18 protein-coding genes are annotated in these 19,585 nt (G+C 60.9%); 12 read left to right on the top strand and 6 right to left on the bottom strand.

Annotated features, from left to right (window positions below):
- Positions 1 to 378 precede the first annotated feature (378 nt).
- Positions 379 to 1,584, bottom strand: coding sequence for a DUF1835 domain-containing protein (locus tag ACFZPT_RS19740; RefSeq protein WP_379555603.1), 1,206 nt, complete (start codon positions 1,582 to 1,584; stop codon positions 379 to 381).
- A gap of 181 nt (positions 1,585 to 1,765) precedes the next feature.
- Positions 1,766 to 2,845 carry an aldo/keto reductase gene (locus ACFZPT_RS19735; protein WP_034111042.1) on the bottom strand — a complete coding sequence of 360 codons (1,080 nt, stop codon included), beginning with the start codon at positions 2,843 to 2,845 and terminating at the stop codon, positions 1,766 to 1,768.
- 232 nt (positions 2,846 to 3,077) lie between these two features.
- Between ACFZPT_RS19735 and ACFZPT_RS19730 the strand changes: the two genes are divergently transcribed.
- From ACFZPT_RS19730 to ACFZPT_RS19715, 4 genes are all read left to right on the top strand, one after another.
- Positions 3,078 to 3,710 carry a glutathione S-transferase family protein gene (locus tag ACFZPT_RS19730; protein ID WP_034111040.1) on the top strand — a complete coding sequence of 211 codons (633 nt, stop codon included), beginning with the start codon at positions 3,078 to 3,080 and terminating at the stop codon, positions 3,708 to 3,710.
- A gap of 9 nt (positions 3,711 to 3,719) precedes the next feature.
- Complete coding sequence (locus ACFZPT_RS19725; RefSeq protein ID WP_034098987.1) at positions 3,720 to 4,640, top strand: LysR family transcriptional regulator; 921 nt, start codon at positions 3,720 to 3,722, stop codon at positions 4,638 to 4,640.
- Complete coding sequence (locus tag ACFZPT_RS19720) at positions 4,640 to 5,506, top strand: LysR substrate-binding domain-containing protein (protein WP_379559063.1); 867 nt, start codon at positions 4,640 to 4,642, stop codon at positions 5,504 to 5,506. Before ACFZPT_RS19725 ends, ACFZPT_RS19720 begins: the two co-directional genes overlap by 1 nt.
- Before the next feature lie 79 nt (positions 5,507 to 5,585).
- Positions 5,586 to 6,512 carry a pyridoxamine 5'-phosphate oxidase family protein gene (locus ACFZPT_RS19715; protein WP_034111035.1) on the top strand — a complete coding sequence of 309 codons (927 nt, stop codon included), beginning with the start codon at positions 5,586 to 5,588 and terminating at the stop codon, positions 6,510 to 6,512.
- Between the two features lie 32 nt (positions 6,513 to 6,544).
- Here ACFZPT_RS19715 and ACFZPT_RS19710 read toward each other — a convergent pair whose 3' ends face one another.
- The 4 genes from ACFZPT_RS19710 to ACFZPT_RS19695 all read right to left on the bottom strand — a co-directional run bounded on the left by ACFZPT_RS19710 (position 6,545) and on the right by ACFZPT_RS19695 (position 11,763).
- On the bottom strand, positions 6,545 to 7,324 hold the full coding sequence (locus ACFZPT_RS19710; RefSeq protein WP_034098983.1) for a helix-turn-helix transcriptional regulator: 780 nt from the start codon (positions 7,322 to 7,324) through the stop codon (positions 6,545 to 6,547).
- Positions 7,325 to 7,690: 366 nt separating this feature from the next.
- Positions 7,691 to 9,211, bottom strand: a complete 1,521-nt coding sequence (locus ACFZPT_RS19705) for a glycosyltransferase family 39 protein (RefSeq protein ID WP_034111033.1) — start codon at positions 9,209 to 9,211, stop codon at positions 7,691 to 7,693.
- Positions 9,211 to 10,866, bottom strand: a complete 1,656-nt coding sequence (gene arnT / locus ACFZPT_RS19700; RefSeq protein WP_034111031.1) for a lipid IV(A) 4-amino-4-deoxy-L-arabinosyltransferase — start codon at positions 10,864 to 10,866, stop codon at positions 9,211 to 9,213. Before arnT ends, ACFZPT_RS19705 begins: the two co-directional genes overlap by 1 nt.
- Before the next feature lie 183 nt (positions 10,867 to 11,049).
- On the bottom strand, positions 11,050 to 11,763 hold the full coding sequence (locus ACFZPT_RS19695; RefSeq protein ID WP_052229497.1) for a histidine phosphatase family protein: 714 nt from the start codon (positions 11,761 to 11,763) through the stop codon (positions 11,050 to 11,052).
- A gap of 235 nt (positions 11,764 to 11,998) precedes the next feature.
- Between ACFZPT_RS19695 and ACFZPT_RS19690 the strand changes: the two genes are divergently transcribed.
- From ACFZPT_RS19690 to ACFZPT_RS19655, 8 genes are all read left to right on the top strand, one after another.
- The gene (locus ACFZPT_RS19690) at positions 11,999 to 12,667 is read left to right on the top strand and encodes an ABC transporter ATP-binding protein (RefSeq protein ID WP_034098980.1); all 669 of its coding nucleotides are present in this window, start codon (positions 11,999 to 12,001) and stop codon (positions 12,665 to 12,667) included.
- A gap of 1 nt (position 12,668) precedes the next feature.
- Entirely contained in the window at positions 12,669 to 15,131 is a 2,463-nt protein-coding gene (locus ACFZPT_RS19685) for an FtsX-like permease family protein (protein WP_034111029.1), read from the top strand.
- Positions 15,121 to 16,185 (top strand): lipocalin-like domain-containing protein, encoded by a 1,065-nt coding sequence (locus ACFZPT_RS19680; protein WP_034111027.1) that lies wholly within the window; start codon positions 15,121 to 15,123, stop codon positions 16,183 to 16,185. Before ACFZPT_RS19685 ends, ACFZPT_RS19680 begins: the two co-directional genes overlap by 11 nt.
- 137 nt (positions 16,186 to 16,322) lie before the next feature.
- Positions 16,323 to 17,318: a hypothetical protein gene (locus ACFZPT_RS19675; protein WP_034111025.1), complete on the top strand. Its 996-nt coding sequence runs from the start codon at positions 16,323 to 16,325 to the stop codon at positions 17,316 to 17,318.
- Positions 17,319 to 17,320: 2 nt separating this feature from the next.
- A complete protein-coding gene (locus ACFZPT_RS19670) occupies positions 17,321 to 17,698 on the top strand; it encodes a hypothetical protein (RefSeq protein WP_034111024.1) in 378 nt (125 codons plus the stop codon).
- 2 nt (positions 17,699 to 17,700) lie between these two features.
- On the top strand, positions 17,701 to 18,078 hold the full coding sequence (locus ACFZPT_RS19665) for a hypothetical protein (protein ID WP_047882636.1): 378 nt from the start codon (positions 17,701 to 17,703) through the stop codon (positions 18,076 to 18,078).
- 567 nt (positions 18,079 to 18,645) lie between these two features.
- A complete protein-coding gene (locus ACFZPT_RS19660; protein WP_034115644.1) occupies positions 18,646 to 19,032 on the top strand; it encodes a hypothetical protein in 387 nt (128 codons plus the stop codon).
- 190 nt (positions 19,033 to 19,222) lie between these two features.
- Positions 19,223 to 19,585: hypothetical protein (locus ACFZPT_RS19655; RefSeq protein ID WP_323156937.1), on the top strand; the 363-nt coding region annotated here is incomplete at its 3' end.

The following is a 19,585-nucleotide window of genomic DNA, read 5'->3' as shown; positions in this document are numbered from 1 at the left end:
TGGCTCATAACGCTGTGGTGAGCAGGCTTGCCCTGCGCTGGGCTGCGGAGCAGCCCCACTTCAGACACTGCGTTTTTATCTGGCACACCGAGGCGCTTGGTTTGGGGGCCGCTTCGCGGCCCAGCGCGGGGCAAGCCCGCTCACCACAGAAAGCTCATTTTCTCGGATTTGTTTTCACTGCGGATGTGTAGATATCTATGCAAATCATAAAGGCTGAGATATAGCGCTGTGGTGAGCAGGCTTGCCCCGCGCTGGGCTGCGAAGCAGCCCCACTCCAGACACTGTGTTTTTATCGGGCACACCGAGGGGGCTTGGTTTGGGGGCCGCTTCGCGGCCCAGCGCGGGGCAAGCCCGCTCACCACAAAAAAACCTATTTTCTCAGGTCTTCCAGACTGGCCGCAGCGCGTGGTCAATCACCCAGTGCGGCTCGCCGGGGCGGATGCAAGTGCCGCCGACCCAGCGTTCGTGTGAGGCGTGGTCGAGCCAATAGGCTTGGCCGCTGAGCACCTGATGGCCCAGGGGCGTCAGCGTCAGCACGCGACGGGGCCATTCCAGTTGTGTTGCGCTTTCGGTAAGTAACGGTTGCGCGCCATCGATGAGCGGGCGGAGCAGCGCATGGAACATCATGTCGCCCAGAAACGGCAGTGGTTCGCGCTTGGCCATCAGTTCGGCGAATACACGCCCGAAGGGCATGGGCCCGGTGTCGGCGAGGCTGGTCAAGGCCAGGCGCTCGGTCAGCGACAGGCCGTCCTGGGCGCCAGGCAATTCTTGCAACTGACGCAACAAGGCCGGGCCCAGCAAGGGTAGGGCGGGGTGATGGGCGTGTGCCAGTTGCGCCAGTTTGAGCGGTGACGGATCGCAATAGGCCGACCAGGCCTGTTTGGCCAGCTGCACCGCGTCGTCACCGATCAAGCGCCGCTGTGGCCACAGCCAGGCGAGCACGTCCGGGGCCAGTTGGCCGATGCCGATAAAGCGTTCGACGCCTGGAATCTGCGCCACTTCAATCAGCTCCAATTGGCGCGGAGCACGGTCCAGGCCGGCCAGGACACGGATCAGGAACAGCTGGTCATACGCGTCCGCTTCGCACCACAACACACTCGGCGTGTCGTCGGCCAGCGCCTGCAATTGCTGGTATTCATCGTCGACCCGGCGCGCCACGGTGGCCAAGTCCAGGGCGAAGGCCTGGCTGATAAAGGCGCTGCGTAGAGCGCGAAACGCCTCGGCGGGCAGGTCGCGTACCGGGCCCATGCACAGCGGGTCGGTGAGCATGCGGAACTGGCCCTGGAACCCGGACAGTTGCAAGGTGTGGGCGATGTCGCTGCCGCAGCGCCAATGGGTGGTGCGGGCTTCATCACTGGCGTGGAAATCGGGATGGCGCGCGGCAAAGTCGAGGGCGTCGACATGGGCCTTGAGCTTGGGCCAACTGCTGAACCCCAACTGCTTGGCGATCTGCCATTGGGCCTGGGACAAGGTTGCACCGGGGTCTTGGGCTTTGAGATGCGGCAGCAATTCCTTGGCGCGCTTGCGCTGCTGCTCAAGGTTGAGGCGACCATCGGTGGTGGAGGTGACGGGACGTGGCGACATACGAGCTCCTGGGCTTACCTTTTTCCGCTGTCAGGTGGGGAGTCGTAGCAATCGGATGGGTGTTGCGGTGTCCTGGGCGCAGCCCTTTCCGCGGAAGGTGGCGTGGATCGCGCCAGGCCGCAAATATAGGCAGCATGGCAGGCGATTGCAAGGCGGCCCTCACGCAGAGGGCCGCCTTGCCTTACTTGTCCTGGCGCGCGTCCAGGGTCTTGCGGTGTTCGGCCAAGAACGGCTGTTCAGCCGGATCAAAGCGATCGATCCCGGCAGTGAAGCGGTGCCAGTACGGGTATAACGGCTGGCGCCGTGTCACGGCTTCGATGCGGGAGGATTGCGCCTCGGTGAGCTTCAACTCGGTGGCCGCCAGGTTATCGCGCAGGTGTTCCTCGGTGCGCGCGCCGACGATCAACGAGGTGATGCCCGGACGATCCTTGAGCCACGCCAGGCACGTACGCGCCACCGAGACGCCGTGCTCGTCGCCTACCGCGGCGAGGGTTTCGATGATGTCCAGCGCGCGCTCATGATCATGCACGTAGGGTTCCGGCCAGTCGCTGCCCTGGCGGGTATTGGCCGGCGGCTTTTGCCCTCGGCGGGTGGAGCCGGTCAATAGACCTTCGCCCATCGGTCCCCACACCAGGGTGCCCACGTGCTGATCGAGGGCCAGCGGCAGTAACTCGTACTCGGCCTCGCGGGATTCCGGTGTGTAGTAGATCTGTTGCGTGATGGGTTTGAGCATGCCGTGCAACTCGGCTTTGCCCAGGGTTTTCATCATTTGCCAGGCCGTGAAATTGCTGGTGCCGAAATAGCGGATCTTGCCCGAACCCACCAACAAGCGCAGGGCTTCGAGGGTTTCCTCGATGGGCGTCATACCGTCCCAGTTGTGCAGCTGATACAGGTCGATATGGTCGGTGCCCAGGCGCTTCAAACTGGCTTCACAGGCTCGGATCAAGTGATAGCGCGACGAGCCGGAGTTGTTCGGGTTGTTGTTGTCCACCGGGCTGCGCCCTTTGGTGGCCAGCAGGATGTCGTTGCGCTTGTCGCCAAGCGCCTTGCCGACCACTTCCTCGGCCAAGCCATGGGAATAGAGGTCGGCGGTGTCGACCATGTTTACCCCGGCGTCGAACGCGATGTCGAACATGCGCCTGGCCTGGGGCACGTCGACGCTGCCGCATTTCTCAAACTCGGCGCGGCCGCCAAACGGTACGGTGCCCAGGATGATTTCGGATACCAGCAGACCCGAATGGCCCAGTTGTCGATACTGCATGTCGCCTCCTGCTAAACGTTGAACGTGAAGTTCTGAGCCATGCAGTTGGCGATAGTTTGAATTTTTTCCATGAAACCTCGATGCGCCTGCTGCACCTGGCTGCCGGATATATGTGGATGGGCATTGTTTCGCCAGATGAAATGCTCGATTGTGAACCGTGGTGATTCCATCGGTGGCAGCAGCGCTGGAAGATGGTCAGCGCTGCCTACCTACTACTTTTTTGGAGCCTGTCATGTCTCAGCCTGCGATCAAACTTTACGGTTTTCCGTTGTCCGGCCACTCCCATCGAGTCGAGCTGATGTTGTCGCTGTTGGGGCTGCCCAGTGAATTTATCCTGGTCGACCTCAAGCAAGGCGCGCATAAAAGCGCGGCGTTTCTGGCCAACATCAACAGTTTCGGTCAGGTGCCGGCCATCGATGACGGCGGCGTGGTGCTGGCCGATTCCAATGCCATCCTGGTGTACCTGGCGAGCCGGTACGGCAACGGCCAATGGCTGCCGAGTGACCCGGTGGGGCAGGCGCGGGTCCAGCGCTGGCTGTCGGCCGCCGCCGGGCCGCTGCACGCAGGGCCTGCCACCGCGCGGCTGGCGGTGGTGTTTGGCGCCGATGTGGATGCGCCGTTGGCCATCAGCCGGGCTCATGGGTTGTTGAGCCTGTTGGAGCAGCAACTGAGTCAGACATCGTTTTTGGTGGGCGAGCAGCCGAGCATTGCCGATGTGGCGTTCTACAGTTACGTGGCTCACGCGCCGGAAGGCAATGTGTCGTTGGCCGACTACCCTCAGGTACGCGCCTGGTTGGGGCGCATCGAAGCCCTGCCGGGTTTTGTCGGTATGCCGCGCACAGCCGTCGGTTTGCAATCGAGCTAGGGAGCGTCAATGGACCGATTTCATGAAATGCAGGTTTTTCTGGCGGTGGCCGAGGAGCAGGGCTTCGCTGCGGCAGCACGGCGGTTAAATACGTCGCCCCCCAGCGTGACCCGTGCCATCGCCGCGATGGAACAACGCCTCGGCACACAGCTGCTGGCGCGCACCACCCGCAGCCTGCACCTGACTGAAGCCGGCCAGCGTTATTTGGAAGATTGCCGACGCATCCTCGCCGAGTTGGACGAGGCCGAGGAGGCGGCGGCGGGCAGTTACGCCAGCCCCTGGGGCCACCTGACGGTGACCGCCCCGGTGCTGTTCGGCGAGCTGTATGTGGCGCCGCTGTTGGGCGAATACCTCGACCGATTCCCCCAGGTGACGATCAACGCGCTGCTGGTCGATCGTGTGGTGAACATGGCCGATGAAGGTGTCGACGTGGCCGTGCGTATCGGCCATCTGCATGAGCCGGGGCAGCAGGCGCTAAAAGTCGGCGAAGTGCGCCGCGTGGTGTGTGCTGCGCCGGGCTATCTGGAGCGGCATGGCCGGCCCGAACATCCCGGGCAGTTGCGCGAGGCTACGATTGCCACCTCGTCGGCCAGCCAAGTGGTCAGCGAATGGCAATTCGTCGACGACGGTCGCTCGCTGACGGTGCCGATTACTCCACGCCTGGTGGTCTCGGCGAATAACGCGGCGATCCACCTGGCGCGCCTAGGTTGGGGGATGACGCGGGTGCTGTCGTATCAGGTCGCTGCGGCGGTCGCGGCCGGTGAGCTGGAGATTGTGCTGGACGCCTTCGAGCCGCCGCCGCTGCCGATCCAGGTGGTGTTCCACAACCGTGGGCGCGTGCCGGCCAGGGTCAACACCTTTGTCGACTTTCTCAGCCAGCGCCTGAGCCAGGATGCTGCGCTGAACCCGTCCGACCGGCACTCGCTTTGATGGAGCGTTATCGCGATATGCAGTTGTTCGCCGCGCTGGCTGGGCAACCGAGCCTGGCGTCGGCGGCGCGCGCTGCACGGGTGTCCGGCCCGACCTTGGTGCGCGCCATTGCCCGTTTGGAGGCGCGCCTGCGCGTGGCGTTGTTGCAGCGCAGCACCCGCGGCGTCAGCCTCACCACTGCCGGCGCTGCCTACCTAGCCGATTGCGTACGGTTGCTGGCCGCCGTCGACGCCGCCGAAGCCTCGGCCAAGGGCTTGCAGATGCAGGTTCAGGGCAGCCTGCGGGTGTGTTTGCCGTTACTGTTCAGCCGCTACGTGATGGCGCCGGTATTGGCCGACTATTTGGCGCACTACCGCGACATGCGCTTGCTGGTGCGCTATCAGGACCCTCACCCTAACCTGTACGAGGAGGGGCTGGATGTGGCGATCCTGGTGGGCGAATTGCCCAACTCAGCGCTGATCGCGCGTCCTTTGGGCCAGGTGCGACCCATTCTGTGCGCAAGCCCCGATTACCTGGCTGCCCACGGTGAACCCACCCACCTCGATGAACTCAAGCAGCATCGCTTGATCGCCAGCCCCGCCTCTTATGATCCGTTCCGCACCCGCGCGCGTCTGGCCTGTTCCACGGTGCAAGGCGCGATCAATGCCGCCGTACAGGGCGCAGGGTTGTTGCACTGCCTCAGTTATCCGGTGCATGAGCATTTGCTCAGCGGCGCCCTGCGCCGTGTGCTGCCGGACTTCGACGGACCACCGCTGCCGGTGCAGGTGGTGTACCGCGAGGGCAGGCAGGCGCCGATGCGCGTGCGCAGTTTTGTCGAACACTGTGTGAGCGCGCTGCGCGGGCATCCGGCATTTCAGTTGGCGTAACAGTGGATTGCCGGAGGTGGTGATTCCCCCGTCGCGTATCGGGGCGCAGCATTCGCCTATCCCTAATGGAGGTGACCCTATGAACCCGATCGAACAGTCCCCTTGGCATGCCGGCGAGCGGCAGATGCAGCACAGCGCCGGCGTTGCCGAGCGCATGGCGATGGTCGGGCCCAAGGTGATTCGCGACCACTTGCCCGAACAGCACCGGGATTTCTACCCCTTGCTGCCGTACCTGGTGCTGGGCGCGGTGGATGCGCAAGGCCTTCCCTGGGCGACCCTGGTGGAAGGTGCGCCGGGCTTTGTGCATTCGCCCGACCCGCAGCGCTTGCAGATCGACAGCCTGCCCTCGGCGGGCGATCCGGCCCGTGCGGGGCTGCATCAGGGCGCGTCGGTGGGCGTACTCGGCATCGACCTCAATACCCGTCGTCGCAATCGCATGAACGGCCGCATCGGTGCCCTTGACCACGAAGGATTGTCGGTGGACGTGGTGCACACCTTCGGTAATTGCCCCAAGTACATCCAATTGCGCCCGGTCGAAGGCGTCGCCCGCAAACCGGGCAGTGCGGTTGAGCGTTATGATCACTTGGACGCCGCCGCGCAGCACCTGATTCGCAGCGCCGACACCTTCTTCGTCGCCAGTTACGTCGACACCGACAGCGAGCGCGCGGTGGATGTTTCCCACCGGGGCGGCAATACCGGTTTCGTGCGCGTCGACGGCAACGTGCTGACCATCCCCGACTACGCCGGCAACCTGTTCTTCAACACTTTGGGCAACCTGGCGGCCAACCCGGTGGCAGGGCTGTTGTTTATCGATTTCGACACGGGGGATGTGTTGCAGCTTGTCGGGCGCACCACGCTGATCCTGGACGGGCCGCAAGTGGCGCTGTTCGAAGGCGCCCAGCGCGTGTGGACAGTGACCGTGGAGCACATGGTTCGGCGCCCGGCGGCATTGGCCTTGCGCTGGCGGTTTGCGGAATTTTCGCCGTTCAGTCTGGCGATGGGGTGATCGCTCACCCCATTAGTCCAGTGCAGACTGCGTCAACGCTTACCGTATCCAGACTCACCGGCGCCTATCATCCACTTGGCCAGACCGTGCCGGCCGCTCATGCCCAGCTTGGCGCCGGCGCGTTTGAGGTAGGTTTCGATCGTGCTGTTCTTCACACTGAGTTTTTCCGCCAACTGCGGCACGGTACTGCCGGTCAGCAGGCCCAGGCACACCTCCTGCTCGCGCGCCGATAGGCTGATGTTCTCTAGAGACAAGCGCCGGTAGAACGCCTGCTGCAGCTGCGATTGTTCCGGCAGCGCGTGATCCGTTTTGCGCGGCGCCTGACGCAGCAGTTGGGCGTGGTGTTCGAGCAACGGTAGAAGGGTATCCGACAGGCACTTGAGGAATGACAACTGCGTCAGGGAAAACCCGTGTTCGGTGTAGGGCCGGAACAGCGAGATCACCCAGCGTTGGTTGCCGTGGCGCGATACCAGATGGCACTGGTGCAGGTTATTGATTCTGGGGTTCAGCTGGATCAGCAGCGGGTCTTGCATGTCGAGCATGGCTCGCACCAAGGGGTGGTCCTTCGCCGAGGGCAGGCGTGGCGGCCGTGCCTGCGGGTGGCCGGCGCTGCCCAGCCGTGTGATATCGAGGACGCGCTCGGGCAATTCGTCAAACGCCCATTGGCTGAGATCGACCCACTGGGTAGGCACCCATCGGTTTACCAGATGCAGCAGATGGTCGGCGAAATGGGCGTGCCCGCTGTGGGTTATCACCTCGCCCAGTTGCGCATAAAAGTGTGGGCTCTGAGGGGCGTAGGGCTGGGCATCCATGGCCCGTTGATCGTCGAGGTCGAGCACCGTTAATGGTCGCCCGGGGAGTTTGCTTGAAACATAAGGGCCTAATCCTACTTATCCAACTGAAACGAGGTACACAACGTGCCATAAAAACCACGTCATTAATTCGACGCTTCTAAGGGGTGTTTCCGGATAGGGTTTCGTAGGTCAGTTTTTTATATTTATTTAAGTATTTGAAATATATACAAAAAATCTTAAAGAGAAGATTCCTTTGTTCAAGTTGTCCTCGCCAATTACTAGCCAATTTCCTACAGGGCTTTAATCGTTTCAGCATTCAAGCATCAAAAGTGCCGATCCATTCTTTTGGATATCAGGGACAGTAGATCAGCTCGCCCGTCCACCTCAGGGCTGGCGAGGAATGAACGCCCTGCTGCCGTCCTCGCGCACCTGAAACAGCCGTTCGCCGTTATCCGGTTGTGTTGTGATGATCTGATGGTCTGCGGCGAGGTAAGCCAGCGGCATCGGGTCGTCCTTGGAGAACGCTGTGACGATAATCGTGCGCTGTGGGTCAAAGTGCCGGCCGCTGGTGGTGTCCAGCCAAGCCATGAACGCGGCGCTGTCGCCTTGGCGCGGGAAGTTTTGGGCCTGGCTGACGTAGTAAAACGCGTTGCCTTGGTTTTGCAGGTACAGGGGCACCTTGTTGTCGACTTCCAACATGACCATCTGCCATTGATCCCACGGCGCGGTTTTGACCGCCTCGGTGCGCACATCCTCGGCAAAGCGGGTGACGCCGCCATTGCCGTTGCTCCAGGGGTAGGCCACGCCGAGCACACCGAGCATCACCACGGCGGCGATGGCGAAACCCTTGTGCCAGCGCGTCCCACTGGCCGGCTTTTTCGCCAGGCGTTCGCTCAACCACCAAGCGGCCAACAGCTGGGCGAATGGCACCAGCGGCAGCACGTAGTAACTGCGTCGGCTGCCGCTGGCGGTGAAAAACACAAATAACAGACCCAAGCCCCAAACCAGCCAGCGCACATTGGCAGGCGTATGGCGCCAGTGCCGCACGGCCAGCCACAGACCCAGCAGCCAGCACGGCGTCCAGGGCAGGGTGTAGGCGGGCAGGTAGATCAGGTAGGTGTAGATCGGCCCCATGTGGTCGAAGGGATCGAAGAAGCGCACCACGTTTTCCCGGAACACCAACGCCAGGCCGCTCTCGCCGTAAGTCGCTGCGCCGTAGAGGTGAGATAACACGAACGGCACCGCATATGCCGCGCCGCCAATCAGTGCGGCCAGTAACAAGCGCAGGTTGAGGTGCTGCCTGTAGCGCTGCTTGCTGAGCAGGTGCGGCAGCAACACCAGGCCTGGCAGCACCACGCCGATCAAGCCTTTGAACAGCGACGTCGCTGCCAGCAGCAGGCAGAACACGGTGTAACGTCCCAACCGTGTGTCGTCCGGCCCACGCCAGTACCACCATACGGCGGCGAGGACGCCGCACAGAGTTAGCACATCCGCCGTGGCCACCCGCGCCCAGAACAGGAAGTAGAACGTGGTGGCGAGCATCCAGCCCGCGATCAGACCGGTGCCTTTGCGGAACAGGCGCTCGCCGAGCAGGTAGATCAGCCACACGCTCAACCACGCGGCGATGACCGAGGGTAAGCGCAGCGACCACGGGCCCAGGCCGCCCATCAGGTGCGCCATGCCGGTGATCATCCAGTAGGAGGGCAGGGGTTTGTCGTAATACGGCGCGCCTTTGAGGTACGGGTCGAAGTAATCGCCGCTCTGCAACATTTGCAAGGCAATGTTCGCCCAGCGAGTTTCCGGCCCCCATAGGTCACGCGCGCCGAGCCCGCACAACAGCAACAGGGCACAGACGCCGAGCAGTAACAGCAAGGCGCCGCGTTCGCTGCGAGGAAAGACCGGCATCAGGGCACCTGCGGGTAAAGGGTCAGTTCCAGATAGCCTTTGTTGTAGCGTTTACCACCCAGCGGCAGTTGCCCAGCCTCGGCCATTTCGCTGGTGCTGCCGACCCGCAGCAGCACGCCGACCGGGCCGTGACGGCGGGCCTCTTTGAGCCAGTCCTGAACCTGCGCCACGCCCACCTTACGCTGCGCGGCATCGGGGTATTGCAGGCCGTAACGCAATTCGCCCTCGGTGTTGTACAACGTCACGTCAGGGCGTTGCAGGCGCCAGGCGAGGGCGCTGGCGCTTTCCAGTTGGTTGCTCAGCAAGGCGCTGGTTTGCTGCAGTTCGCCCAGGTGTTCTTGCACGAATTGGTCGGGCATTTCATTGTCGGTGATCAGCGCCGGCATGCCGGCGGGCAGCAGTACCACCAGCAGGCCGATGCCCAGGGTCGGCATGGCCCACAGCGTCAACGGGCGGAAGGCTTGCAGCAGGTTGGTCAGAATCCACACCAACAGCACGATAAAGGTCAGGGACAGGCTGAACATCTCGGCATGGCTATTGCCGTATAGCGGTCGGGCGATTTGCAGGTAAATCAGGCCGATCATCGCCGCCATGCCAATGGCGAAATTAAGCAGGCCGTTAAGGCAGATCGACCGGGCTTTGCCTTGGCTGATCAGGTCGGTCAAGGTGTGCCCCATGAGCAGGGCGAGCGGTAGCAGGCACGGCATGATATAGGTCGGCAGCTTGCCGTTGCTGAGGCTGAAGAATCCCAGCGGCAGCAGTAGCCACAGGGCCAGGAAGCGAATGGGGGCCTGGTTTTTTTCCTGCCAGGTCTTGCGCAGGGTGTTGGGTAGCAGCCCCGCCCAGGGCAGGCACGCCACAGCCATGATTGGCAGGAAAAACCACCACGGCCGCACATGCTGCGCATCCTCGGCACTGAAGCGGCGAATATGTTCGTTCCAGAAAAAGAAGCGCCAGAAATCCGGTTCCTGCACATGAATCGCCCACACCCACGGCAGGCACACCAGCGCCGCCACCAGTACCGCCAGTGGGCCGTAGCGCAGCAATTCCCCCAGGCGCCGTTGCCAGAGCATATAGGGCACGGCGATCAACACCGGCAGCGTCCAGGCCAGAAAGCCCTTGGTCATAAAGCCCATGGCGCAGGCAAGCCCCACGATGGCCCAGGCGCTCAGTCGGCCAGGCAGTGTTTGACTGTCGAGGGCAAACCACAACGCGACCAGACTCAGGTTGACCCACAGCGTGAAAAGCGGATCGAGGTTGGAATACCCGGCTTGGCCGGCGATCAAGCCGAAGCTCAGGTAGAGCAGTGCACAGGCGAAGCTTTTGCGCGGGTCATTCCACAGGCGGCGGGCGAGCAGATAGGCCAGCAACACACTCAGGCCGCTGGTCAGGGCCGAGGCGATGCGCACGCCGAACAGGTTCTGGCCGAACACGGCTTGGCCCAGGGCGATCAGCCAATAGCCTCCGGCGGGTTTTTCGAAATAGCGCATGCCCATAAAGTGCGGTGCCACCCAATTGCCGCTGAGCAGCATTTGCTGGCTGACCTGGGCGTAGCGGGTTTCATCCGGCGTCCACAAACCGTGCAGGCCCAAGGGCAGCAGATAAAACCCTGCGAAGGCCAATAACAGCAGGTGCAACGGTTTTATGCGGGGCATGGCAACGTCGCTCCTTGACGTTTTATGGAGACCGTTTGAACTAATAAAGTCATAGCGGAAGAACCAAAGCGTTCACTAAGTGGCGAGAAAGAGTCATGGCGTCCTGATTTAAAGACGCAATTCAACATGCCAGAACAGGGCTGTCTTTTTGCTGAACACGCTGTGGCGGTCGTTGTACTGTGCTTAAAGTTGCTTGAGGGCAGCGGGCCAATCGGGGTTATTAACAATGCCCAGGGTTTTGAACTTACCGTTGGGCAGAACTTGCACGAACAGTGCACTGCCGTACTCGGGAAACCGCGCACGGGGGTAGCCCAGATGGGTTTCAAAGTCGGCGATGCAGCCGCTGTGCGTGACGAACACCAGGTTGCGCCCGGGCTGTTTATGGCTGAGCAATTCCTCGCCCATGGCCGCGCCGCAGACGGCTTGCTGGCTGGCGGTGACGTCGGTCTTGTCGAACATGAAGCGGGAGGTCTGGGCGGTGCGAATGGTCGGGCTGGCGAGCACGTCGCTGCCTTCCATGCCCAAGGATTTAAAGGCTTTGCCGAGTTGTTCGGCGCGTTGGCTGCCTTCAATCGTCAGGCCTTCGACGGGGCCCAGGCACGGGTTGCTCGAACGGTCGCAACGCTCTTCGTGGCGCACCAGCACAATCAGATCGCCATCGCGCCAGAGCGGCAACACCGATGAACTCAGCAGGCGATTGCCGACTCCCAAGTCCCGTGGCGATAAGGGCCAGTTCATGAAAGCAGTCACCAGCAAGGCAACTACCGTAATGCCCAGCCAGAGCGCTGACAAGCGCTTGAGAAAGTGTCGGCGTGCGCGTGGTTTGGTCAGGGTCAGGTCAACCACTTCATTCACCTTGGGCGCTGTCGCCAGCGTTTTATTTATTGGGCGCGACATGTTGGCGAGTGCCTTGAGTGGAGCCAGAAGCTGTCACAGAGCGGCTGTCTTTTCGCTGAACATGGAGCGTTTAAAAGTTGCCAGGCGTAGCAACTAACAAGTTGCCGACGGATGACGCTTGGCCGGCAATTTAAAGAGTGACGGGTGGCCGTCCGGTGAAATCCATGTGAAAAATTTGCGTGGGCTCGGACCGCAGCCGTTATCCTCGATGGCCACCCATCAAACGAGTGCTCCCATGTTGCAGGTGCAAGGCGTGTTTAAAAGCTATGTCACTCCTCAGGGCCCGTTGACGGTGCTGGCCGGTGTCGATCTGCACCTGGCCGCACGCAGCAGCCTGGCGTTGATGGGGGAGTCGGGCAGCGGCAAGAGCACGCTGTTGCATCTGGTGGCCGGGTTGGATCGAGTCGATAGTGGCCGTATCCAGATCGGCGAACAGCGCCTGGACCGGATGAGCGAGGCGCAACTGGCGCACTGGCGGCGTACGGACATCGGCCTGGTGTTTCAGCAATTCAACCTGATCGGCAGTTTGCGCGTGGCCGACAACCTGGCATTCCAGGCGCGGCTGGCGGGGCGTTTCGATGCCCATTGGCAGGCGCAATTGATCGAGCGCCTGGGCCTGGGGGATTTGCTGACGCGTTACCCGGAGCAACTCTCGGGCGGCCAGCAGCAGCGGGTCGCGGTGGGGCGTGCGTTGGCTTCGCGTCCGCGGCTGTTGTTGGCCGATGAGCCCACCGGCAACCTCGACGAAGCCACCAGCGACGAGGTGCTGCAACTGATGCTCGACCTGTTGCGCGACAGCCCCACCAGCCTGTTGATGGTCACCCACAGCCCACGCCTCGCTGCACGACTGGATCGCCAGGTAGTGCTGCATCGCGGCCAGGTCGTAGCGGCGGGAGCAGTCTGAGATGGCGGTGTTCTATTGGACGTTGCGCGCCTTGCTCAGTCATTGGCGTCGCCATCCCGTGCAGTTTTTCAGCGTGCTCACCGGCCTGTGGCTGGCCACCGCGTTATTGACCGGGGTGCAAGCCCTCAACAGCCAGGCGCGCGACAGCTACGCCCGCGCCAGCCAATTGATCGGCGGCGAACCCCAGGCCAGCCTCGCGATGCCGGACGGCGCCAGTTTTCCCCAGGCACTGTTTGCCCAGTTGCGCCGTGCCGGGTGGCCGGTGTCGCCGGTGGTGCAGGGCAGGGTGCAACTTCAAGGGCATGCAGACCTGCGCCTGCAATTGATGGGCATCGACCCGCTGTCGCTGCCGGGCAGTGGCGCGGTGGCGGGGCAGCGCTTGAGCCAGGCGCAGATGCTGGCGTTCTTCGCGCCGCCGGGCCGCACCTGGGTCGCCCCGCAAACCTTGCAGGCCCTCGGGCTGCAAGCGGGCGAGCAACCCTTGACGCTGAACGGGCAGCGCCTGCCGCCGTTGCAGGCCCAAGCGGACATGGCACCTGGGCTGTTGCTCACGGATATCGCTTTCGCCCAGCCGTTGCTGGGGATGCCCGAGCGCTTGTCACGCCTGTTGCTGGACAACGCCTTCGCCGCCGACCACCCCATGCCGCCCGCCGGGCTACAACTCAAGCAGGGCGAGGACAACAACCTCGCGCGGCTGACCGACAGTTTTCACCTGAACCTCGACGCACTGGGCTTTTTGTCCTTCGTAGTCGGGCTGTTTATCGTGCATGCCGCCATCGGCCTGGCCCTGGAGCAGCGGCGCGGGTTACTGCGCACCTTGCGTGCCTGCGGCGTCAGCGCGCGTTGCCTGATCTTCGGTTTAGGGGTGGAGTTGGGTGTATTGGCGTTGCTCGGCGGCGTGCTCGGCGTGGCCAGTGGTTACCTGCTGGCCAGCCTGTTGCTGCCGGATGTGGCCGCCAGCCTGCGCGGTCTGTATGGCGCCGAAGTGCCGGGGCAATTGAGCCTGAACCCTGGCTGGTGGCTGGCCGGTTTGGGCGTTAGCCTGCTCGGCGCCTTGCTCGCCGGTGCCAGTAGCCTATGGCGTGCGGCGCGCCTGCCGTTGCTGGCGTTGGCCAATGCCCAGGCCTGGCACGAGGCCCACGGGCGCTGGTTGCGGCGTCAAGGCTATGTGGCCGCCTTCGCGCTGCTGGTGGCCCTGTTGGCGCTGTGGCGCGGCGATAGCCTGGCCGCCGGCTTTGTGTTGATGGCCGCGTTGCTGCTGGGCGCCGCCCTGGGTTTGCCGGTGTTGCTTAACGGCTTGCTCAAAGCAGTGCTGGGCCGCAGTCGCTCGGTGCTCGGCCAATGGTTTCTCGCCGATTGCCGTCAGCAACTGCCGGCCCTGAGCTTGGCGCTGATGGCGTTGCTGTTGGCGCTGGCCGCCAATATCGGTGCCGGTTCCATGACCTCGGGCTTTCGCCATACATTCAATCATTGGCTGGAACAACGCCTGACCGCCGAGCTGTACCTCAACCCCCAAAGCCCGGCCCAGGCCGAGCAACTGGGCACCTGGCTGGCGCAGCAACCACGGGTGCGTGCGGTACTGCCTAACTGGCAGGTGGCGGTGCAGGTGCAAGGCTGGCCGGCGGACCTGTCAGGGGTGGTTGACGATCCCACTTATCGGCAGCACTGGCCGTTGCTGGAAGCGGCGCGCGCGCCTTGGGACCAATTGCGTGACGGCGACAGCGTGATGCTCAGCGAGCAACTGGCGCGCCGCCTGGCAGTCAGCGTGGGCGACACGCTGAACCTGTCGACGCCGCAGGGGCCGTGGACGCCGAAGGTGGTAGGCATCTACGCCGACTACGGCAACCCCAAGGGCCATCTGCTGATCAATGCCACCCACTTGCTCAGCCACTGGCAGGGCCTGTCGCCGTCGCGTTTCAACCTGCGGGTCGCGCCGTCCGATGTGCCAGCGCTGATCCGTGACCTGCAACGGGTGTTTGCCCTGGAGGACAGCCGCATCATCGATCAGCAGCAACTCAAGGGCTGGTCGAGCCAGGTGTTCGAGCGCACCTTCGCCGCCACCGCCGCGCTCAATAGCCTGACCCTCGGCGTGGCAGGGGTGGCGTTGTTCATCAGCCTGCTGACCCAGAGCCAGAGCCGCCTCGGTCAACTCGCACCGTTGTGGGCGCTGGGCGTGACGCGGCGACAATTGATGCTGCTCAACCTCGGCCAGACCTGGCTGCTGGCGGTGCTCACCTTGTGCCTGGCGCTGCCGCTGGGGCTGCTGTTGGCGTGGTGCCTGGACGCGGTGATCAATGTGCAGGCGTTCGGCTGGCGCCTGCCGTTGCAGGTGTTCCCATGGCAATTGGCGCAATTGCTGGGCTTGGCACTGCTGGCCACGTTGCTGGCTTCGGCCTGGCCGCTGTGGCAGTTGTATCGCAGCCGTCCGGCGGACTTGTTGAGGACATTTGCCCATGAAGGTTAGGTCGTTGTGTTGGGCTGTGCTGTGGCTGCTGGCGGCCTGCGATAAAGCCCCTGCGCCCGCGGAAAGCTTCGCCGGCCTTGGCAGCGATGCGGCGGACTTTGCCCAAGTGGTGCCCGGCAAAGTCTTCAGCTTTCCCGAAGACCATGGCCCCCACGCGGGGTATCGCATCGAATGGTGGTACGTCACCGCCAATCTCAAGGATGCCCAGGGCAATCAGTTCGGTGTGCAGTGGACATTGTTTCGCAACGCCCTGAAGGCCGGGCCCACCCAACCGGGCTGGCACGACTCCACCCTGTGGCTCGGGCATGCGGCCGTCACATCCGCCACCCGCCATTACGCCGCCGAACGCTTTGCCCGTGGCGGCGTGGGCCAGGCCGGGGCGCAAGCGGCGCCGTTCAATGCCTGGATCGATGACTGGAATTTCGCCAGCCGCCCCGGTGCCACCCGCGCATTGACCGACATGCAACTCAAGGCCCACGGTGCGCAATTTGCCTACGACCTGCGCCTGACCTCCCAGCGCCCGCTGGTGTTACAGGGCGACAACGGCTACAGCCGCAAATCCGATCAGGGCCAGGCGTCGTATTACTACAGCCAGCCATTTTTTAGCGCCGAGGGCAGCGTAAGCATTGATGGCAAGACCTATCAGGTCAGCGGCCCCGCCTGGCTCGACCGCGAATGGAGCAGCCAACCGCTGAGCGCCAGCCAGAGCGGCTGGGACTGGTTCTCCCTGCACCTGGATCGCGGCGCACAACTGATGCTGTTCCGGGTGCGGCAAACCGACGGTGCGCCCTACCTGACCGGCACCTGGATCGACCGCGAAGGCCATACCCAGACCCTGCACAATGGCGATATCCAACTGACGCCGTTGCACACTACCGCCATCGATGGGCGCCAGATACCGACGCGCTGGTCGCTGAAGATCCCCAGCAAACAGCTGGACATCACCACCGAGGCGCTAAACCCGAACGCCTGGATGAGCCTGAGTATTCCGTACTGGGAAGGCCCGGTGCGCTTTGACGGTGGGGTGGGTTACTTGGAGATGACTGGCTATTAGGGGCGTTTCCGTAGGCGCTATTTCCTCACCCAGTAGGCAACTTCCCAAATGCGCTTCACCCCACCTGCGCTTGTGTCCGGGGCGTAGGCGCTTGCTTATATTTCCACGCCATCTTCTTTGCATCCCGGATGTAGGGCATGGCGCAGAGCTATATCAACGACCGCACCACGGACTACCACAGCTTGAAATCCCGCCTGATGGGCAGCGCCCCGACCCGACAACGTTCCGAACATTTTGATGTGTTGAACCGACACCTGCGCCCCGGCCTGGTCACGCCGGGGCAGTTGGTGATTATTCCCGATCCCCACAGCGTGAGTTGTTCCGGCGAGGAAGCCTGGTTGATGCGGCATGCCGAAGTAGTGCGACGCAACCTGGACATGAACTCATCCACCGGCAAGGCCTTGATCGGCAACTATGACTTGTTACAAAGCTTTATGGCATACAGCTCCATAGGCATCGGCAGCGCCACAGCGGCCTGGGCGCGGCATCTTAATGACGTGGCGCAGACCTTGGAAGAAATCGAGCAGTTGCATCAGCGCTTGAAAGACGGTGCATTGGACCGCGATGCCTTTATCCAACAGCGCCAGACCCTGTTCCGCCGCCTGGACCTGCAACTGCAAGGCGCGGCACGTTTTGGCACAGGGCTGCAGGGGCATGAATCGTTGAAAAAGGTGCTGGGAATATCGACCAAAAGCTATCTGCATAAAGGTGAGATCGCCGGGTATGCACAGCGGATTCGGGAGACCGCGCAAATGTCGAAGTGGTTGGGCAAGGGGACCTATCTGGGCGTGGCGCTGGATGTGGGCGTGGCGGGGTTGGAGATCAAGGAGGCGTGTGTGACGGGGCGAGAGGCGCAGTGCAGGAAGGCGAAGTATGTGGAGACGGGGAGGTTGGTGGGGGCGGTGTCGGGGGCGGCTGGAGCTGCAAGTTTCGGCGCTAAATTAAGTCGGCGTGCATGCAACATCTTTTTAGGTATTGCGGCTAAAGGACGTGGTGAACTCATCTGTAGTGTTATCGGAGGTGCTGCGGGTGGTTATGAGGGCGGCAATATACTTGGCGATAGCGGAGCGTTTCTGGGGGGAAAGATACTGGAGGTCAACGGGAGCCTGATATTCGAGCCAGAGGGGGTTTAACCATGTCGTTTTTTGTCGCCTTCACTGTAGTGAATTTTATTGGAGTATTAGTCCTCTTGGGACTGATGCTTTTTGTCGAATATACAAAACTCGACGAGCTGGAAAGTTACTTCAGCGAAAACGAGAAGGTCCTTAGATATAAACGTTTTTGGAAAAGAAATCAGCGAATTGACCGTTTTCATCGCATGGGGTTGATGATCGATATTCTGTCAACGCCTAAGGCTTTCCTGAAAGCCAGCCTCGTGACTGAGGCTGAGTTGGCATCTGTCCCTTTAGCGCTTAAACGATGGGCATTATGGCCATATTGTGTTTCTTATATTTGGATTGTCACTGCCGGCATTTGGTACGTCTGGTTCAATTGGTGGTCGGAGTGGACTTGACTGTGGATTTTTTTCTTGTCTACACCATTGTTGTGTTTGTTGGGACGTTTATCGTTCTGGGACTGATACTTTATGCCGAATATACAAAACTCGACGAGCTGGAAAGTTATTTCAGTGAAAACGAGAAGGTTTGTAGACATAAACGTTTTTGGAAAAGAAATCAGCGAATGGACCGTTTTCATCGCATGGGGTTGATGATCGACATCCTGTCAACGCCCAAGGCTTTTCTGAAAGCCGGTCTTGTGACTGAGGCGGAACTGGCATCTGTTCCTTTAGCGCTTAAACGATGGGCGTTGTGGCCTTATCGTGTTGCTTGCGTTTGGTTTGTCGCATCCTGCGTTTGGTATATCTGGTTTCATGGGTGGTCAGAGTGGATTTGACTGTGGATTTTTTCTTGTCTACATCACTCTGTTGATAGTTTTTACTTTCGTCATGTTAGGACTGATGTTATTTGCCGAACATAGAAAGCTGGAAGAGCTGGAGAGTTATTTCAGTAAGAACAAAATGGTTCTTGAGCACAAACGTAAATGGGGCGTAACCAGAGACTCGCCAGATTTCATCGCATGGGTTTGATGATCGATATCCTCTCAATGCCAAAGTGCTATGTGAAAGAAGGACTTGTGACCGAGGCCGAGTTGGCCTGCGTTCCATTATCTCTCAAACGCTGGGCTCTATGGCCCTATCGCTTGTGCCACATTTGGGCTCTTGCATTGCTCGTTGGAGCTGTCTGGCGCAGTTGGTACGATATCGAAATCTGAAATGTCTTACATAACTTTCAAAAAATACTGTACATCCACATTTGGGCGCTTCGATGAGGGGACAAGGGGTGCTGGCGTGCGCAGATATTGGCGGCGCTGCGGGTGGGCAGGCGGTAGGCTTGCATTACTGAGTGGAAAGATCCTGGAGGTTAACGGTGATTTGATCTTCGAGCCAGAGGGGGCTTAAGCGTGTCGTTTTTTCTTGCCTTCACCATTGTGCATTTTGTTGGGGCGTTTGTTGTTTTGGGACTGGCGCTGTTTGCCGAATATACAAAACTCGACGAAGTGGAAAGTTATTTCACTCATAACGAAAGGGTCCGCGCCAATAAGCGATTCTGGAGAAAAAATCATTGGATCGACAGGCAATACCGCATGTTGTTGATGTTTGATTTACTGTCTGACTCAGCACGCTATGTGAAAGCAGGTGTCGTGACCGAAGCCGAACTGGTGTCTGTGCCGTTAGCGCTCAAGCGTTGGGTGTTGTGGCCCTATTACCTTGGCCTCATTTGGGTTATCGGCACCGTCGCTTGGTCCGTTTGGCGTAGATGGTGCGGCGTCGAAATGGCGCTAAATTAAGTCGGTGTGCATGCAACATCTTTTTAGATATTGCGGCTAAAGGGCGTGGTGAACTGATCTGTAGTGTTATCGGAGGTGCTGCGGGTGGATATGAGGGCGGTAATTTGTTCGGCGATGGCGGGGCGTTTCTGGGTGGGCAGATCCTGGAAGTTAATGGTGATTTGATATTCCAGCCAGAGGGCGCATAGCCATGGATCTTTTTCTTGCTTACACCATCGTGTGGTTTGGTGGGATGCTTGTTATTTTGGGACTGATGCTTTATGCCGAATATACAAAACTCGACGAACTGGAAAGTTATTTCAGTGAAAACGAGAAAGTTTGTAGACATAAACGTTTTTGGAAAAGAAAACAGCGAATTGACCGTTTTCATCGCATGGGGTTGATGATCGATATTCTGTCAACGCCCAACGCTTTTCTGAAAGCCGGTCTTGTGACTGAGGCGGAACTGGCATCTGTTCCTTTAGCGCTTAAACGATGGGCGTTGTGGCCTTATCGTGTTGCTTGCGTTTGGTTTGTCGCATCCTGCGTTTGGTATATCTGGTTTCATGGGTGG

The organism is Pseudomonas sp. MD330_10, from assembly GCF_042610415.1.
Taxonomy (GTDB): domain Bacteria; phylum Pseudomonadota; class Gammaproteobacteria; order Pseudomonadales; family Pseudomonadaceae; genus Aquipseudomonas; species Aquipseudomonas rhodesiae.
This window is presented reverse-complemented; position numbering and strand designations above follow the sequence as displayed.

Excerpts from the sequence above, each read along its gene's own strand:
- ACFZPT_RS19740 (WP_379555603.1), bottom strand. The coding sequence starts at position 1,584 with ATGTCGCCACGTCCCGTCACCTCCACCACCGATGGTCGCCTCAACCTT.
- ACFZPT_RS19735 (WP_034111042.1), bottom strand. The coding sequence starts at position 2,845 with ATGCAGTATCGACAACTGGGCCATTCGGGTCTGCTGGTATCCGAAATC.
- ACFZPT_RS19730 (WP_034111040.1), top strand. The coding sequence starts at position 3,078 with ATGTCTCAGCCTGCGATCAAACTTTACGGTTTTCCGTTGTCCGGCCAC.
- ACFZPT_RS19725 (WP_034098987.1), top strand. The coding sequence starts at position 3,720 with ATGGACCGATTTCATGAAATGCAGGTTTTTCTGGCGGTGGCCGAGGAG.
- ACFZPT_RS19720 (WP_379559063.1), top strand. The coding sequence starts at position 4,640 with ATGGAGCGTTATCGCGATATGCAGTTGTTCGCCGCGCTGGCTGGGCAA.
- ACFZPT_RS19715 (WP_034111035.1), top strand. The coding sequence starts at position 5,586 with ATGAACCCGATCGAACAGTCCCCTTGGCATGCCGGCGAGCGGCAGATG.
- ACFZPT_RS19710 (WP_034098983.1), bottom strand. The coding sequence starts at position 7,324 with ATGGATGCCCAGCCCTACGCCCCTCAGAGCCCACACTTTTATGCGCAA.
- ACFZPT_RS19705 (WP_034111033.1), bottom strand. The coding sequence starts at position 9,211 with ATGCCGGTCTTTCCTCGCAGCGAACGCGGCGCCTTGCTGTTACTGCTC.
- arnT (WP_034111031.1), bottom strand. The coding sequence starts at position 10,866 with ATGCCCCGCATAAAACCGTTGCACCTGCTGTTATTGGCCTTCGCAGGG.
- ACFZPT_RS19695 (WP_052229497.1), bottom strand. The coding sequence starts at position 11,763 with ATGTCGCGCCCAATAAATAAAACGCTGGCGACAGCGCCCAAGGTGAAT.
- ACFZPT_RS19690 (WP_034098980.1), top strand. The coding sequence starts at position 11,999 with ATGTTGCAGGTGCAAGGCGTGTTTAAAAGCTATGTCACTCCTCAGGGC.
- ACFZPT_RS19685 (WP_034111029.1), top strand. The coding sequence starts at position 12,669 with ATGGCGGTGTTCTATTGGACGTTGCGCGCCTTGCTCAGTCATTGGCGT.
- ACFZPT_RS19680 (WP_034111027.1), top strand. The coding sequence starts at position 15,121 with ATGAAGGTTAGGTCGTTGTGTTGGGCTGTGCTGTGGCTGCTGGCGGCC.
- ACFZPT_RS19675 (WP_034111025.1), top strand. The coding sequence starts at position 16,323 with ATGGCGCAGAGCTATATCAACGACCGCACCACGGACTACCACAGCTTG.
- ACFZPT_RS19670 (WP_034111024.1), top strand. The coding sequence starts at position 17,321 with ATGTCGTTTTTTGTCGCCTTCACTGTAGTGAATTTTATTGGAGTATTA.